Here is a 17688-nt window from a genome sequence, read left to right on the forward strand (position 1 = left end):
GGCGGATTCACGAGGAGCACCACGCACGGGGGACACCGCGCACCGTCGCCCACGCCGGACCGATGCTGGGCACTTCACCTGGGGGGACGAGATGAGCACGCAGGATCCGGCCGGGCGCGGCGACGCCCTGCACGAAGTGGTGGCCGCCGCGTGGAGTGCGGTGCTGCCCGGCGGGCCGGCGGAGCCGGCCGACTTCTTCGCGGCGGGCGGCACCTCGCTGGACGCCGCGCGGATGGCCGCACAGCTACGCGTCGCGCTGGGCGTACGGGTGCGGCTGAGCGCCGTGTTCGAGCACCCGGTGCTCGGTGAGTTCGTGGCCGCGCTGCGAGCCGCGCACGGACCCGACGCGGACGCCGCCGCCGAGACGTACCTGCGGTTGCTGACCTGCTCGGACGACGAAGCCGAGGCGATGCTCGGGGCGCACCGTGACTGATCTGCTCCCGCCCCGCCGGGCCGCCCTGCTCGCGGCGCTGCGGGCCGGTCGGGCCGCTGACCCGGACAGCATCACCGCCGGCAGCGGGGAGCCGGTGGCCTCCGCCGCGCAGCGGCAGATGTGGCTGCTCGAGCGGGCCGCCCCGGGCGACGCCGCCTACCTGGCCCCGGTGGCCTGGCGGCTGCGCGGCCCGCTCGACGTGCTGGCCCTGACCGCCGCGCTGGACGCGCTGGTGGCCCGGCACGAGCCGCTGCGCACCACGCTGCACGACGCCGGGGAGCAGGTGGTCCCGGTGGTCGCCGAACCGCCGGCCGGGCTGCTGCGCACCGTGGACCTGACCGGGCTGGCCCGGGCCGGCCGGGAGGCCGAGCTGACCGGCCACCTCGCCGCCGAGGCGGCCACCCCGATCGACCTGGCCCGCGGCCCGCTGCTGCGGGCCACCCTGTTCCGGCTGGACGACGCCACCCACGTGCTCGCGCTGACCTTCCACCACGCCGCGGTGGACGAATGGTCGCTGGGCATCGTCACCGCCGAGCTCGCCGAGCTGTACGCCGCCGCCCGGGACTCCCGGCCCGCCGCGCTGGACCCGCTGCCGGTGTCGTACGGCGACTACGCCGCCTGGCAGCGACGCCGGCTGGGCGGGCCGGACGCGGCCGCCGACGTGGAGTTCTGGCGGCAGCGGCTCGCCGACCCGCCACCGCCGGTGCAGCTGCCCGGCGCCCGGCCCGGCCCGGCCACGCCGTCGCGCGCCGGGGCGCTGCGCCGGCACCCGCTCGACGTGCCGCCCGAGGCACTGCGGGAGCTCTGCGGTCGGCTGCGGGTCACCCCCTACATGGTGCTGCTCGGCGCCTTCCAGGTGCTGCTGGCCCGCCTCACCGGCCGGTACGACGTGGCGGTGGGCACGCCCGTGGCGAACCGGGACCGCCCGGAGACCGCACCGCTGGTCGGGCTCCTCGTCAACACCGTCGTCGTCCGCACCGACCTCGGCGACGGCCCCTCCTTCGAGACGGTGCTGGGCCGGGTACGTGCCGCGGTGCTGGCCGCCCAGGATCACCGGGAGCTGCCCTTCGACCGGGTCGTCGAAGCGGTACGGCCGCCCCGGCACCCCGCCGGGAGCCCGCTGTTCCAGGTCATGTTCGTGCAGGCCGACGCCCCGGCACCGCTGCGCCTGGACGGGGTGGCGGCCGAAGCCGTCGAGCTGCCCACCCGGACCGCGAAGTTCGATCTCACAGTGGCCGTACGCCCCGCCGGGAGCGGCTCGGAGGTGCTGCTGGAGTACCGGACCGACCTGCTCGACACGGCCACCGTGGACCGGATCGCCGACCAGTTCCGCGTCCTGCTGGGCGACCTGCTCGCCGACCCGGCGACCCGGGTGCGTGACGCCCGCCTGCTCAGCGACGCCGAGCGGGACCGGATCCTCGTCGACTGGAACGACACCGGCACCGACGCCGCGCCTTCGACGGTGGTGCACGCGCTGATCGAGCGGCGGGCCCGGGCCGTACCGGAGGCGGTGGCCGCCACCGACGGCCGGCACGCGCTGACCTACCGGGAGCTGGACCGCCGCGCCGAGGCGCTGGCCGCCGTGCTGCGCGGGCACCGCATCGGCGTCGGTGACCTGGTCGGCGTGCTGCTCGACCGGGACGTGACGCTGCCCGTCGCGCTGCTCGGTGTGCTCAAGGCCGGCGCGGCGTACCTGCCGTTGGACCCGGCCAACCCGGCCGCCCGGCTGCGTCACCTGCTGGACGACGCCGCCGCCCCGGTGGTGCTCACCCGCGCCGAGCTGCGTGCCCTGCTGCCGTCCACCGGTGCCGCCGTGGTCGAGCTGGCGGCGGACGGCACCACCACCGACACCGGCTCGGCCGGGGACGGCACCACCACCCGGCCCGGCCCGGGCGACCTGGCGTACGTCATCCACACCTCCGGCTCCACCGGCCGTCCCAAGGGTGTCCAGGTCACCCACCGCGGGGTGGTGAACTATCTGCGCTGGGCCGCGGCGGCGTACCGGGTCGGGGTGGGTGACGTGGTGCCGACGCACTCGTCCGTCGGCTTCGACCTGACCGTCACCAGCCTGCTGGTGCCGCTGGTCGCCGGCGCCACCGTCGAGCTGATCGGTGCCGACGCCGGTCCGCAGGGGCTCGGCGAGGCGCTGCGCGCCCGGACCACCCCGTACGCCCTGGTCAAGCTCACGCCCACCCAGTTGGAGCTGGTCAGCCGGCAGCTCGGCCCGGCCGCCGCGGCGGGCCGCACCCGCTGCCTCGTCATCGGCGGCGAGAACCTGCGCGCCGACCAGCTGACCTTGTGGCGGCAGCACGCGCGCGCCACCCGGCTGTTCAACGAGTACGGCCCGACCGAGACGGTGGTCGGCTGCGTGGTGTACGAGGTCGGCCCGGACGACCCGGGCACCGGCAACGTGCCGATCGGCCGGCCGATCGCCGGCACCACGCGGTACGTGCTCGACGACCGCGGTGCTCCGGTCCCGGTCGGCGTCACCGGGGAGCTGTACGTCGGCGGGGCCGGCGTGGCCCGTGGCTACCTCGGCCGGCCCGGCCTCACCGCCGAACGCTTCGTGCCCGATCCGTACGGCACCGGTCGGCTCTACCGCACCGGTGACCTGGTCCGCTACCGGCCCGACGGGATCCTGGAGTACCTGGGCCGCCGCGACGGGCAGGTGAAGCTGCGGGGCTACCGGATCGAGCGGGGCGAGATCGAGGCGGCGCTGCGCCGGGCGCGGCCGGACGCCGACGTGGCTGTCGTACTGCGCCACGACGACCCGGACGATCCGCGGCTGGTGGCCTACCTGACCGGGGCGGTGGACGCGGCGGCGCTGCGTACGACGCTGGCGGCGGAGCTGCCCGCCTGGATGGTTCCCGCCGCGTTCGTCGGCGTCGCCGCGTTGCCGCTGACCGGCAACGGCAAGCTCGACGAGGCCGCCCTGCCCGCCCCGGAGAACGGCTCGCCGCCGGCCATCGGGCAACCGGCGGCAGCCGGCTCGCGACCGGCCACCGTGGAGCAAACGGCAGGCGCGCCGACCGGCGGTGCCGCGCTCGGTCTCGCCGAGGCCGAGCGGCTGGTGACCGACGTGTGGCGGGAGGTGCTCGGGGTCGACCGGATCGACGCCGGGGACAACTTCTTCCACCTCGGTGGGCACTCGATGAAGCTGCTCGCGGTGCACGCCCGGCTCGTCGAGCGGCTCGGCGACGTGGCCACCGTGACCGACCTGTTCCGACACACCACTGTGGCCGCGCTGGCCCGGTTCCTCGCCGCCGACGTCGAGCCCGCGCCGACCCGCCGGGCCCCGGCCCGCACCGGCGTGCCCGGCGACGCGGTCGCCGTGGTCGGCATGGCGCTGCGCTTCCCCGGCGCGACCACTCCGGAGGAGTACTGGCGCACCATCCGCGACGGCATCGAAGCGGTCCGCGAGTTCAGCACCGAGGAACTGCTCGCCGCCGGAGCCGACCCGGCGCTGGTCCACGACCCCGCGTACGTTCGCCGGGGTACCGAACTGGCCGACATCGACCGCTTCGACGCCGCCTTCTTCGGCTTCACCCCGCGCGAGGCGCAGGTCCTCGACCCGCAGCACCGGCTGCTGCTCGAGATCGCCTGGGAGGCCCTCGAACGGGCCGGGCACGACCCGGAGAACTTCGCCGGGCCGGTCGGCCTCTTCGCCGGCTCCGGACGCACCACCTATCTGCTGGAGCACCTGCGCAGCAACCCGGACGTGGTCCGCGCGGTCGGCGAGTACCAGCTCGCGGTCAGCAACGACAAGGACTTCCTGGCCAGCCGGGCGTCGTACCAGCTGAATCTGACCGGGCCCAGCGTCAGCGTCAGCACCGCCTGCTCCACCTCACTGGTCGCCGTGCACATGGCCCGGCGCAGCCTGCTGGCCGGCGAGTGCGACCTGGCCCTGGCCGGTGGCGTCACCGTCTTCCCGGCCCAGCGCCAGGGGTACCTGCACTCCGACGGGCTCTTCTCACCCGACGGGCACTGCCGGCCCTTCGACGCCGACGCCCGCGGCACCATCGCCTCCAGCGGCGCCGGGGTGGTGGTGCTGCGCCGGCTGGCCGACGCGCTCGCCGACGGCGACGAGATCCACGCGGTGATCCGCGGCTCCGCCACAAACAACGACGGCGCCCGCCGGGCCGGTTACTCCGCGCCCGGGGTGGCCGGTCAGGTCGAGGTGGTCACCCGGGCGCTCGCCGACGCCGGCGTGCACCCCCGCGACATCGGCCTGCTGGAGGCGCACGGTACCGGCACCCTGCTCGGCGACCCGATCGAGGTGGCCGCGCTGACCGAGGCGTTCCGGCGGGGCACCGACGACCGGCAGTTCTGCGCGCTCGGCTCGGTGAAGGCCAACATCGGCCACACCGACGCGGCGGCCGGCGTCGCCGGCCTGATCAAGGCGGTGCTGGCGCTGCGCCACCGCACCCTGCCCCCGGCGGTCAACGTCACCCGGCCCAACCCGGCCCTGGAGCTGGCCACCGGCCCGTTCCGGCTCCTCGGCACCAGCCGCGACTGGCCGGCCGACCGGGGACCCCGCCGCGCCGGGGTCAGCTCCTTCGGAATGGGCGGCACCAACGCCCACGTGGTGCTGGAGGAGCCCCCGGCCCGGCCCGCCCCGCCGGCCGCACCGACGGCGCCGGGCCCGCGGCTGCTGCTGCTCTCCGCGCGTACGCCGGCCGCCCTGGACCGGGCCACCGCACGGCTGCGGGAGCACCTGGCCGCGTACCCCGATCTGCCGTTGGCGGACGTCGCCGCCGGCCTGGCCCGCCGGCAGCCGATGCCGCACCGGCGGACCCTGGTCTGCGCGGACGTCGCCGACGCCCTCGACGGCCTGGCCGCTCCGGAGCGGCTGCCCACCGCGCACGCCGACCGGCGCGACCGCCGGCTGGCGTTCGTCTTCCCCGGCCACGGCCCCGAACACGTCGGCATGGGCGCCGGCCTGTACGCGGCGGACCCCGGCTACCGGGCCGTGGTCGACGAGTGCACCGACCTGCTGCGCGAGCGGTACGGGGTGGACCTGCGCCCGGTGCTGCTGCCCGACCCCGCCGAACGGGCCGACGCCGAGCGGGCCCTCGCCGACCCGACCGTCTTCCAGACCGCGCTCTTCGTCACCGGCTACGCCCTCGGCCGCACCCTGATCGACCGGGGCGTACGCCCCGACGTGCTGGCCGGACACAGCCTCGGCGAGTACGTCGCGGCCTGCCTGGCCGGCGTCTTCGACGTCGCCGACGCGCTGCGGCTGGTCTGCGCCCGTAGCCGCCTCTCCGGCCGCACCGAACCCGGCGCGATGCTGGCCGTGTCACTGCCGGAGGCCGAACTGGCCGGGCTGCTCGGCGACGATCTCGGTCTGGCCGCCGTCAACGGGCCCGGGCTCTGCGTACTGGCCGGCCGTCCCGCCGCCGTCGACCGGGCCGAGGAGCGGCTGCGCCGCGACGGGGTGGAGTGCCGCCGGCTGCGGGCCGACCGTGGCTACCACTCGCCGCTGCTGGAACCGGTGCTCGACGAGTTCCGCACCGAGGCGCGGCAGGTCCGGTACCGCACGCCGCGACTGCCGTACCTGTCCAACGTGACCGGTGCGCCGGTCACCGACGCCGAGGCCACCGACCCCGAGCACTGGGTGCGGCACCTGCGCCGCACGGTCCGTTTCGCCGACTGCGCGGCGTGGCTGGTCGACCAGGACCTGGTGGTCGCCGAGGCCGGGCCCGGGCACACCCTCGGCGGCCTGGTCCGCCAGGCCGGTGCCCGACCCGGCCAGGTGGTGCAGCTGATGCGGCACCCGAAGGCCGACGCCGACGACCTGCTCACCGCACTGGACGGAATCGGGCGGCTCTGGCTGGCCGGCGTCCGGATCGACCAGGCGGCGTTCCACGGCGACGCCTACCGGCGCCGGGTGCCGCTGCCCACCTACCCGTTCGAGCGGACCCGGCACTGGATCGACCGCCCGGCCTCCGGGCCGTCGGCACCGCCGGTCACCGGCGCCGCCGTCCTGCCGGAGGCGGTCGGGCCGGCCGACGACGCGGGCACCCCGCAGGCCGGGAACCGGCCGGCGCTGAGCATCGCCTACCAGGCGCCGCGCGACGACGCCGAACGGCAGGTCACCGCGATCGTCGAGGAGTTGCTCGGCATCGCCCCGGTCGGCGTGCACGACAGCTTCTTCGACCTGGGCGGGCACTCGCTGCTCGCCACCCAGCTGGTGGCCCGGCTGCACACCCAGCTCGGCGTGGCGCTGCCGATCGACGCGGTCTTCGCCCGGCCCACCGCAGCCGGCATCGCCGCCGCCCTGCCGGACGCCCCGGTGCCGGCGGCCACCCCGATCCCGCGCGTCGACGACGACGGGCCGGCGCAGGTCTCCTCGGGGCAGCGCCGGCTGTGGTTCCTGGAGCAGGTCCACGACCAGGTCGCGTACGCCGTGGCCACCGGTCTGCGGCTGCACGGCGAGCTGGACGTCACAGTGCTCACCGACGCGCTGACCGAGCTGGTCCGCCGGCACGACGCGCTGCGTACCGTCTTCCGCCCCGGTCCCGACGGCGGTGACCCGGTGCAGCTGGTGCTCCCCGCCGCACGCGTCGCCCCGGCGGTGGTGGACCTGACCGGCCCGGACCCCGCACCGGTCGGCGGCGGGGCGGGCGAGGAGGCCGGCGATGCCGCGCTCGCCGAGCGGGAACGGGTGGCCGTGGTGGCCGAGGCCCGCCGGCCGTTCGACCTCGCCGCCGGGCCGCTGCTCCGGGCCGTGCTGTTCCGTACCGGCCCCCGGCGGCACCTGCTCTGCCTGACCATGCACCACATCGTCTCCGACGGCTGGTCGCTCGGCGTCATCCGGGCCGAGCTGGGCGCCCTGTACGCCGCGTTCCTGGCCGGCCGGCCGTCGCCCCTGCCCGAGCTGCCCGTGCGGTACGCCGACTACGCCCGCTGGCAGCGGGACCGGGCCGCGAGCGGTGCGGACGATCTGGCGTACTGGACGCGGCGGCTGGCCGGGGCGCCGACCGCGCTGGACCTGCCCACGGACCGGCCCCGCCCGCCGGTGCAGACCTTCGACGGCGCGGTCGCCCGGCTGACCCTGCCGGTGGACCTGACCGAGCGGCTGCGCCGGCTCGGCCGGGAGCACAACGCCACCCTCTACATGACCCTGCTGGCCGCGGTGCAGACCCTGCTGTTCCGCTACACCGGCCAGCCCGACGTCTGCGTCGGCTCCCCGGTGGCCGGCCGGGTCCGGTCCGAGCTGGAACCCCTGGTCGGCTTCTTCCTCAACAGCATCGTGCTGCGCACCACCCTGGACGGCGACTGGACCGTCACCCGGCTGCTGGAGGAGACCCGGCGCACCGCGCTGGAGGCGTACGAGCACCAGGAGGCGCCGTTCGAGCGGGTGGTGGACGCGCTCAAGGTGCCCCGGGACCTCAGCCGCAACGCCCTCTTCCAGGTGATGGTCAACCTGCTCAACCTGCCCGACCAGCGGCTTGAGCTGCCCGGCCTGCGGGTCGAGCAGCTGCCCGTCGACTCCGGCACCGCCCAGGTCGACCTGGCCCTCTACGCGTACGACAACCCCGACGGGCTGCTCTGCTGTCTGGAGTACAACACCGCGCTCTTCGACGAGGCCACCGCGGCGCGGATGCTGGCCCACCTGGAGACCCTGCTGGCCGGCTTCGTCGCCGACCCGACGCGCCGGCTGGCCGAGCTGGAGCTGCTCACCGAGGCGGAGCGACGGCGGCAGCTGCACGACTGGAACGACACCGCCCGCCCGCTGCCCCCGGTGGGCCTGGTCGAGCTGATCCGGGCCCAGGTGGCGCGTGGTCCCCAGCGGCCGGCCGTCACCTTCGAGGGGACCACGCTCAGCTACGCCGAACTCGACGTGCGGGCCAACCGGCTCGCGCACCGGCTGCGCCGGGTCGGCGTCGAACCGGACGCCACAGTGGCGGTCAGCCTGGAACGCTCGGCCGACCTGCTGGTGGCGCTGCTCGCCGTGCTCAAGGCCGGCGGCGCGTACGTCCCGCTGGACCCGTCGTACCCGCTCGACCGGCAGCGCTACGTGCTGGAGCACAGCCGGGCCGGGGTGCTGATCGCCGAGCCCGCGCTGGCCGGACGGTTCGCCGACTTCGCCGGCCCGGTGCTCCGGGTCGACGACCCCGGGCTGGCCGTCGAGCCGGCCACCGCCCCGGAGCCGGTCACCACCCCGCAGCAGCTGGCCTACGTGCTCTACACGTCCGGCTCCACCGGCCGGCCCAAGGGGGTCCGGGTCAGCCACGCCAGCGTGGTGAACCTGCTGCTCGCGATGGCCGACGACCCCGGCCTGGGCCCGGACGACACCCTGGTCGCGTTGACCACCTTCGCCTTCGACATCTCGGTGCTGGAGCTGTTCCTGCCGCTGGTGGTGGGCGCACGGGTGGTGATCGCCGGCCGGGACGTCGGCTACGACGCGACCGCGCTGGCCGCGCTGCTCGCCGCCGAGCGGGCCACGGTGCTCCAGGCCACCCCGGCGACGTGGCGGCTGCTCCTCGGCTCCGGCTGGCCGGGCATGCCCGGCCTGACCGCGCTCTGCGGCGGGGAGGCGCTGCCCGAGCCGCTGGCCCGGGACCTCGCGCCCCGGGTGGCCCGGCTGGTCAATGTGTACGGACCCACCGAGGCCACCATCTGGTCCACGATGGAGACCATCGACCCGGAGCACGTCGACGTCACCATCGGCCGGCCGATCGCCAACACCCGGGCGTACGTCCTCGACGCCGCCCTGCGGCCGGTCCCGGTGGGCGTGGTCGGCGAGCTGTACCTCGGCGGCGCCGGCGTGGCCCGCGACTACCTCGGCCAGCCGGAGCTCACCGCGCAACGGTTCCTCGACGACCCGTACGCCGAGCAGCCCGGTGCCCGGATGTACCGCACCGGCGACCTGGCCCGGTTCCGCCCCGACGGGCGCATCGAGTTCCTCGGTCGCAACGACTCGCAGGTGAAGCTGCGCGGTTACCGGATCGAGCTGGGCGAGATCGAGGCCGCCCTGCAACGGCACCCCGCGGTACGGGAGAGCGCGGTGCTGGTCCGCGACACCGACGGCGAGCCGGCGCTGGTGGCGTACCTGGCGCTGCGGCCGGGGGAGGAGGACCCGGGCGCCGGGGGCTGGCGGGCGGCACTGCGCGAGTGGCTGCCGGACTACATGGTCCCGTCGGCGTACGTGCTGCTGGACGCGCTGCCGCTCACCGCGAACGGCAAGCTGGACCGGGCCGCCCTGCCGGCGCCGGATCGCGGTGGGCGGGTGGTCGGCTCGGCCGAGCCGACCACCCCGGTGCAGCAGGCCCTCGCCGAGCGGTGGGCCGAGGTGCTCGGCTACGACCGGGTCGGCATCGACGACGACTTCTTCGACCTGGGTGGCGACTCGTTCACCGCGATCCGGGCGCTGAGCGGCATCGAGCCGCCGATCAGCGTGCTCGACCTGTTCCGGCACCCCACCATCCGCGGCCTGACCGGCAACGCCGAGGCGACCGCCGGTCAGCCCCGGCGGCTGCTGCACGAGCTGACCCCGGCCCGGTCGGCGCCGCCGGCGGTGACGCTGGTCTGCGTACCGTTCGCCGGGGCCGGCGCGGTCACCTTCCAGCAGCTCGCGGCGGCCCTGCCCGACCACGTCGCGCTCTACGCGCTGCAACGCCCCGGGCACGACGTGAACCGGGCCGACGAGCCGACGCCCCCGCTGGACGAGCTGGTCGACCGTTGCGTGGCCGAGGTGACCGAACGGATCACCGGGCCGGTCATCGTCTACGGGCACTGCATCGGTGGCGCGATCGCGGTCGAGCTGGCCCGGCGGCTGGAGGAGGCCGGGGTGGACCTGCGCCGGCTGGTGGTCGGCGGCCACTTTCCGGCACCCCGGCTGCCCGGCCGGGCGGCCCGCTGGTTCCGCCGGGTCTTCCCGATGGAGCGGTGGACCTCGAAGCGGCACGCGCTGGAGATGCTGCGCGCCATGGGCTTCTTCACCGACGTGCTGGACCAGCGGGAGAAGGACTTCCTGATGGGCGTCTTCCTCAGCGACACCCGCATCGGCGAGGACTACTACACCGACGTATACGCCGACCCGCCCGCCCGCCGCCTCGCCGCGCCGATCGTCTGCGTGGTCGGCACCGGCGACCGCACCACCGAGCTGTACGAGGAGCGCTACCGGGAGTGGACCTACTTCGCCGACGACGTCTCCCTGCGCACCATCGACGGTGCCGGCCACTACTTCCAGAAGCACCAGGCCGATGAGCTGGCCGACATCATCCTCACCGAGCCCGAGGCGGCCCCGGCCACCTCGGTCGAGCCGGCTGTCCCGGTGGCGGCCGGGTCGGCGACGGCGCCCCCAGGCCGGGCACGACCTGCGACGCCGCCACCCCGGGACGGGCGGGCGGCCCCGGCCGGCCCGGGACGGGGTGACCTGCGCACCTTCCTCCTGGTCGCCTTCGGGCAGCTGATCTCCCTGGTCGGCACCGGCCTGACCAACTTCGCCGTGTCGCTCTGGGTCTACCAGCGCACCGGCTCGATCTCCTGGTTCGCGCTGGCCGCGATGCTGGCGCTGCTGCCGGCGGCGGTGCTCGCCCCGGTGGCCGGGGTGGTGGCCGACCGGTTCGACCGGCGGCTGGTCATGATCGGCGCGGACTGCCTCGCCGCCACCGGCACGGTCACCCTGGCCGGACTGCTCTGGCTGGACCGGTTGCAGATCTGGCACGTCTTCGCCGCGGTCACTGTCAGCGCCGTCGCCAACGCCTTCCAGCAACCCGCGTACCTGGCGGCGGTGACCCAGCTGGTGCCGAAGCGGTACTACGGCCGGGCCAACGGCATCGTGTCGCTGGGCAGCGCCACCGGCACCGTCCTCGCCCCGCTGCTCGGCGGCGCGCTGGTGGTCGCCGTCGGGCTGCGCGGGGTGGTCCTGATCGACCTGGTGAGCTTCCTGGTCGCGGTGGGCATCACGCTCTCCGTACGCTTCCCGGCGACCATGTTCAAGCGCCGTGAGGAGTCCTTCGGCCGGGAGCTGCTCGGCGGCTGGCGGTTCGTCTCCCGGCGGCGCGGCCTGCTCTCGCTGATCCTGCTCGCTGCGGCGCTGAACTACTTCTTCGCCGTGGTGGAGGTGCTGGCCACCCCGCTGACCCTCGCCCTCGGCGACCCGTCGGTGCTCGGCATGGTGCTCGCCGCCAGCGGTATCGGCATGCTGCTGGGCAGCGTGCTGATGGGGGTGTGGGGCGGCACGTCGCGGCGTACCACCGGGGTGCTTGTCGGAATCCTGCTGCTGGGCGTGGCGATGATCGTGGCGGGGCTGCGGCCGAACCCGGTCTTCCCGGCCATCGGCCTGTTCGGTCTCGGCCTGACGTCGGCGCTGGTAAACACCCATCTGCTGGCGCTGGTGCAGGCCAAGGTCGGGCTGGAGCTGCAGGGGCGGGTGCTCGCCACCAACCTGATGCTCACCTGGCTGATGGTCCCGGTCGGCTTCCTCACCGCCGCACCGCTGGCCGAGCGGGTCTTCACCCCTCTGGTCTCCGGCACCGGGCCGGTCGCCGACCTGGCAGCCGTCCTGGTCGGCCACGGCCCTGGACGGGGCATCGCGCTCACCGCGGTGGCCGCCGGCGTGTGCAGCCTGCTGCTGGCCGCCGTCGGCTGGTCGTACCGGCCGATCCGGCGGCTGGAGGACGAGCTGCCCGACGCCGACCCGGGAACGGTCATCGTGGCGGACAAGGATCGCATCCAGGACGAGGCCGACCGCCGGCTGGCCGAACTGGCCGGCACCGGCCACGGCTGACCCGCGCACCGGGGCCCGGCCGGCACCGGCCGGGCCCCGTCCCCGCCGGCCGAGGGCGTCGAGGGCTTCGCGTCCCCGTGCCTCCGGTCGGAGCGTCCGCGTCGCCAGGCACGCCTGGTGTCTCTTCCCCGGAGGGGCGACGTTCTCAGCGCAGGCCGCCCGGTCCGACCAAGCCCGTTTCATAGGCGACGATGACCAGTTGCGCCCGATCACGTACCGCCAGTTTGGTCAGCAACCGCCCGACGTGCGTCTTCACAGTGGCCAGGCTGAGACCGAGGTGCCCGGCCAACTCCGCGTTGGACAGGCCCCGGCCGATCAGCACGAGAACCTCCCGTTCCCGCTCGGTCACCCCGTCCAGCCGTCGTGGCAGCGGCCGGGCCGGCTCGGGCCGACGGGCGAACTCGTCGATGAGCCGGCGGGTCACCGTCGGCGCGAGCAGCCCCTCACCGGCGGCCACCACCCGGATGCCGGCCAGCAGTTCCGCCGGCGGGGTGTCCTTGAGCAGGAACCCGCTGGCTCCGGCCCGCAGTGCCCCGTAGACGTACTCGTCCAGGTCGAACGTGGTCAGGATGACGACCCGGGTGCCGGCGGTGGCGGGTTCGCCGCAGATCCGCCGGGTCGCCTCGATGCCGTCCATCTCCGGCATCCGCACGTCCATCAGCACCACGTCCGGCCGGTGCTCGGCGGCCAGCGCCACAGCCTCCACGCCGGTGCCCGCCTCGCCGACAGTGGTGAGGCCCGGGGTGGAATCGACCAACAGCCGGAAACTGCCGCGCAGCAGCGCCTGGTCGTCGGCGATCAGCACCCGGATCACGCGGCCACCCGGTAGGGCACACTCGCCGTCACCGCGTAGCCGCCGCCGGAGCACGGCCCGGCGTGGAACTCGCCTCCGTGCGACGTCACCCGTTCCCGCATGCCGATCAGCCCGTGCCCCTCCCCGCCGGGCAGCACAGGCCGGCGGCCGTCGTCGGTCACCTCGACCCGGACCTCGCGAGGCGTGACGGTCACCGTCGCCCGGCAGGCCGCCGGCGCCGCGTGTTTCACCACGTTGGTCACCGCCTCCTGCACGATCCGGTAGACCGTCAGTCCCACCGACTCCGGCACCGCGCCGGCCGGTTCCTCCCGCCGTACGTCGAGCCGAACGTCCACACCACCGATCGCCGCCTGCCGGGCGAGCACGGGCAACTCGTCCAGCCCGGGCGCCGGGGCGTACGGGGTGTCCTCGCGCAGTACCCCGAGCACCCGGCGTACATCGGTCAGCGCGTTGCGGCCGGTCTCCTCGATCACCCGTAGCGCGGCCCCCGCCTCGCGGGGATCGGTCTCGGCGACGTGGTTGGCGACTGCCGCCTTCACCACGATGAGGCTCAAGGTGTGGGCGACCACGTCGTGCAGCTCCCTCGCCACCCGTAACCGCTCCTCGGCTACGGCTTGCCGGACCACATGCTCGCCCTGCCGGGCGGCGAGGGCGCGGCGCTCACGGACCAACCAGCCGATCACCCAGGCAGGAGCGATCATGACGGCGGCGTAGACGACGGCACCGGTCCGCGACCAGAGATCACCAGCGGTCAGCGCCAGCGCGACGCTCACCAGAGCGAGACAACCGGTGGCACTGAGCAGCGACCGGCGGGTGGCCGTCGACGCGCCCACCGTGTAGAAGGACAGACCGACGGCGACCGCCGGCGCGGCGGCGGCGAAGTTGGGGATCACGCCGGTGACCAGGGCTGCTGCGGTGCTGCCGCTGATCATGACAGAAACGGGGACCGGCCACCGTCGCCGGACGGCCAACGGCAGCCCGAGAGACATCCCGACGAGCACGGACACCCAGAGCGGCTCGCGTACGCCACCGTGCAGCGGCGACTCCAGGGCCGCGTACGGGCAGAGCAGCCCGCCGACCGCCACCGCGAGCACGGCGTCCACGACGTACAGGTCCACCGGCCGCAGCCGCCGGGTCAGCAGGGGAGCGGTCACCCGCACGACGGTATCGGCCGGCCGGGTCCGCCGCGTCCACCTGCGGGCGGTCATCCCGGAGGACGACGTACCGGCGATTCCGGCCCTCCGCCTCCACCCGGCGGAGGGCCGGAAAGTGTCCACGCCGGCACGACGCGCGGCACCCCGCACACCGGGCACCGTGGCGGCCATGACCACACACACGGTGACCCTGACGGGGCTACGCGCGGTGTACGGCACCGGGACCCGGCGGGTGACGGCGCTCGACGGCGTGACGACCGGCTTCGCGAGCGGCACGTTCACGGCGGTGATGGGCCCCTCGGGCTCGGGCAAGTCCACCCTGCTGCACTGCGCGGCGGGGCTGGACCGCCCGACCGAGGGGACCGTCACCATCGACGGCACCCGCCTCGACGACCTGGGTGAGGACGAGCTGACCCGGCTGCGCCGCGATCGGATCGGATTCGTGTTCCAGGCGTTCAACCTGGTGTCCACGCTGACCGCGGCGCAGAACGTCGAGTTGCCGCTGCGCCTGGCCGGCCGCCGCCCGCCGGCTCGGGACGTCGCCGCCGCGCTCGACGCCGTGGGTCTGGCCGGCCGGGCCGGGCACCGGCCGGGCGAGCTGTCCGGCGGCGAGCAGCAGCGCGTCGCCGTGGCCCGGGCGTTGATCACCCGCCCGGCAGTGGTCTTCGCCGACGAGCCGACCGGGGCGCTGGACAGCGCGGCGTCCCGACAGGTGCTCCGACTGCTGCGCGCACTCGTCGACGACCAGGGGCAGACCGTCGTGATGGTGACCCACGATCCCGCCGCCGCCGCGTACGCCGATCGGGTCCTGCTGCTCGCCGACGGCCGCGTCGTCGACGAGCTGGACGGCGAGATCACCGCGGCGGTTGTCGCCGCGCGGATCGCCGAGCGTGAGGCCCGCCCGTCCGAGCACGAGGCGACGCCGGCGGGGCCGGCGTGCTGAGCATCCGGCGGTCGGTCAGTGCGTTCGTGGCCGTGTCCATCGGGGTCACGCTGATCGCGGCGGCCACCCTGCTCCTCGCCTCCGGACGCCCGCAGGTGCCGGATCGGCTCGCGCGGGCGGCGGTGGTGGTGCAGAGCCCCGAAGCGGGCGCATCGCCCGACTCGTTCGTGCCGACGCGGCCCTGGTCCGCCACCACGACGGCGGAGCTCGCCAGCCGGCTGGCCGCCCTGCCCGGTGTCGCGGCGGCCGTGCCGGACCGGACCTTCTACGCGCAGCCGCTCGTCGCCGGTCGCCCCGCGGGCACCGATGGACGGCGGGAGGACGCCCACCAGGGGCACGGCTGGGCCAGCGCCCGACTCGGTGGACTGCGCCTCACCGCCGGCGCGCCGCCCCGCAGGCCCGGCGAGGTGGTGGTGGACCGTGCGCTCGGGCTGCGTCCCGGCGTGCCGGTCACCCTGCTGATGGCGGCAGGCCCGGAGTCGTACACCGTCACCGGTCTGGTCGACGAACCCGGCGTCCATGTCGCTGACGACGTGGCCGCCACGCTCGCGCCCGGCGTCCGGGCCATCGGGCTGGTGCTCGCGGCGGGCGCGGACCCCGAGCGGGTCGCCACGGCGGCTCGCGGAATCGTCGGCGAGGACGGATCGGTTCTCACCGGTGACGCGCGTGGCGCGCTGGAGCCCCGCAACGACGCCCGCACCCGCTGGATCGGCATGCAGGTGCTCACCGCCACGGCGGCCCTCGCCGGCTTCGTCACGGTGTTCGTGGTCGCCTCCACCTTCGCGTTCACCGTCGCCCAGCGCCGCCGTGAGCTGGGCCTGCTGCGCGCCGTCGGCGTCACCGGGCGTCAGGTCCGCCGCATGGTGTACGGCGAGGCGCTCGTCGTCGGCGCCGTGGGCGGGATCGCCGGCCTGCTGGTGGGCGGCGGGCTCGCGCCGCTGCTGGGTCGGTTTCTCGTCGACGCCGGCTTCGAACCGTCGACCTTCCGGGTCGGGTACGAGCACTGGCCGGTCGCTCTCTCGCTCGTCGCCGGTCCGGTGATCTCGCTGCCGGCCGTCTGGTCGGCCTCGCGCCGGGCGGCCCGGGTCCGACCGCTTGAGGCGTTGCGCGAAGCGGCGGTGGAGCAGCGGCCGATCGGGCGGCTGCGCATCGCCACCGGTGCGCTGCTCGTCGCGGTGGGGGTCGCGCTCAGCATCGGGACGGCGACCGCCGACGAGGCCCGCGTCGCGGCGCAGTACGCCCTGTACGCGGTGATGGCGCTGGTGGCCGGTGCCACAGTCCTGGCTCCGGCGGTCGTCGGCCCGCTGGTGCGGATGTTGCGGTGGCCGGTGCGCCGACCGGGTGGCGCGATCGGGCTGCTGGTCCGGGCCGGGGCGTCGACCGCGACCCGGCGGACCGCTTCGATCGCCGCCCCGGTGCTGCTCACCGTCGCGTTCGCGGTGCTGGTCGCCGGAATGGTGCGGACCACCACGGCTGCCTACGCGGCGGGCCGGGCCGACAACGTCAACGCCGGCTGGATCGTCGTGCCCGACCGCGCACCAGGCCTGTCGGACCAGGCCGTAGCGGCGACCGGGGGCACCGCCCTCCTCCCGACGACGGTCTACGAGAGCGACCCGAACTCGTCGCCGGCGAACCGGCCACTGACCGCGCTCGGCGTGGACCCGGCGGGCTTCGCCGCCGCGAACCGGGCGCTCACCGTCGTCGCCGGCTCACTGGACGACCTGAGCGGCGACGACACGGTGGTCCTCCCCGCCTCGGCGAACCGGCGGCCGACCGAGCCGTACGAGCTGGTCTTCGCCGATGGGGAGTCGGTGTCGCTGCGCGTCGTCGCCGTCGTCACCGACGACTCGATCCCCGGCGACCTGCTCCTGCCACGATCCGTGGTGCGGGCACACGACCCCTCGGCGCTCACCTCCACGGTGTACGTCCAGGATCGGATCGATCCCCCGCTCGGCGCACGAATCCTCGGCGTGGCCGGGTGGGCGGCCGAGGCGGACCGCGCCGAGGATCGCCTCGTCTGGCTGTTCACGCTGCTACTGATCGGTGTCTCGGCGGGCTACGGGGCTGTCGCGGTGGCGAACACGTTGCTGATGGCCGCTTCCGGCCGGGTGGCCGACCTGCGGCTGATCCGGTTGGCCGGTGCCACCCGACGGCAGGTCATCTGGCTGGTCACGGCCGAGTCCGCCCTGGTGGTGCTGATCGGCGCGCTGCTCGGCGGGGCCGTCGCGTTCGTCGGTCTGCTGAGTATCCGTGCCGGCCTGGCCGAGCAGACCGGCGTACCGGTCGACCTGGTGGTGCCGTGGTCCGTCGTCGGCGGGGTGGTGGGGCTCTGCCTGCTCCTGGCGGTGCTGGCGAGCGCACTGCCGACCTGGCGGTCACTGGGTCGCCGGTGCCGTGGGGTGAACCGTATTGCCGCCTCCTCCAGACGTATCGACATCACAGCGCGGCCATCCTGATGACCGTCGGCCAGGAAATCTAGGCTGGGAGAGCTAGACATCTTCTGCGGTGTGGCATACTGTTCTTCGAGTCGAGAGGAAAGATCCGTCAAGACGCAGACGGACCGTCCGGCCGTGAGGACACGACGGGCGGCTGGGAGAGGAACAC

Annotated in this window: 6 protein-coding genes; 4 read left to right on the plus strand and 2 right to left on the minus strand. The window is 75.2% G+C overall.

All coding sequences use genetic code 11. The features are described from left to right. Window positions 1-91: 91 nt before the first annotated feature. Both SM452_RS28150 and SM452_RS28155 read left to right on the plus strand, forming a co-directional pair. Window positions 92-433 (plus strand): acyl carrier protein, encoded by a 342-nt coding sequence (locus tag SM452_RS28150; protein WP_463841042.1) that lies wholly within the window; start codon window positions 92-94, stop codon window positions 431-433. Beyond that, a complete protein-coding gene (locus tag SM452_RS28155; protein ID WP_463841043.1) occupies window positions 426-12173 on the plus strand; it encodes an amino acid adenylation domain-containing protein in 11748 nt (3915 codons plus the stop codon). Before SM452_RS28150 ends, SM452_RS28155 begins: the two co-directional genes overlap by 8 nt. A gap of 145 nt (window positions 12174-12318) precedes the next feature. On the opposite strand, the gene SM452_RS28160 is transcribed toward SM452_RS28155, so the two are convergent. After that, window positions 12319-12987, minus strand: coding sequence for a response regulator (locus SM452_RS28160; RefSeq protein WP_463841044.1), 669 nt, complete (start codon window positions 12985-12987; stop codon window positions 12319-12321). Continuing rightward, a complete protein-coding gene (locus tag SM452_RS28165; protein ID WP_262012695.1) occupies window positions 12984-14141 on the minus strand; it encodes a sensor histidine kinase in 1158 nt (385 codons plus the stop codon). The genes SM452_RS28160 and SM452_RS28165 overlap by 4 nt, the downstream gene beginning before the upstream one ends. A 169-nt stretch (window positions 14142-14310) precedes the next feature. Between SM452_RS28165 and SM452_RS28170 the strand changes: the two genes are divergently transcribed. Next, a complete protein-coding gene (locus SM452_RS28170; protein WP_355512347.1) occupies window positions 14311-15084 on the plus strand; it encodes an ABC transporter ATP-binding protein in 774 nt (257 codons plus the stop codon). Continuing rightward, entirely contained in the window at window positions 15078-17540 is a 2463-nt protein-coding gene (locus SM452_RS28175; protein WP_463841045.1) for an ABC transporter permease, read from the plus strand. Before SM452_RS28170 ends, SM452_RS28175 begins: the two co-directional genes overlap by 7 nt. The last annotated feature ends 148 nt before the right edge of the window (window positions 17541-17688 follow it).

It is taken from the genome of Micromonospora sp. SYSU B005, from assembly GCF_055362685.1.

Excerpts from the sequence above, each read along its gene's own strand:
- SM452_RS28170 (WP_355512347.1), top strand. The coding sequence starts at position 14,311 with ATGACCACACACACGGTGACCCTGACGGGGCTACGCGCGGTGTACGGC.
- SM452_RS28150 (WP_463841042.1), top strand. The coding sequence starts at position 92 with ATGAGCACGCAGGATCCGGCCGGGCGCGGCGACGCCCTGCACGAAGTG.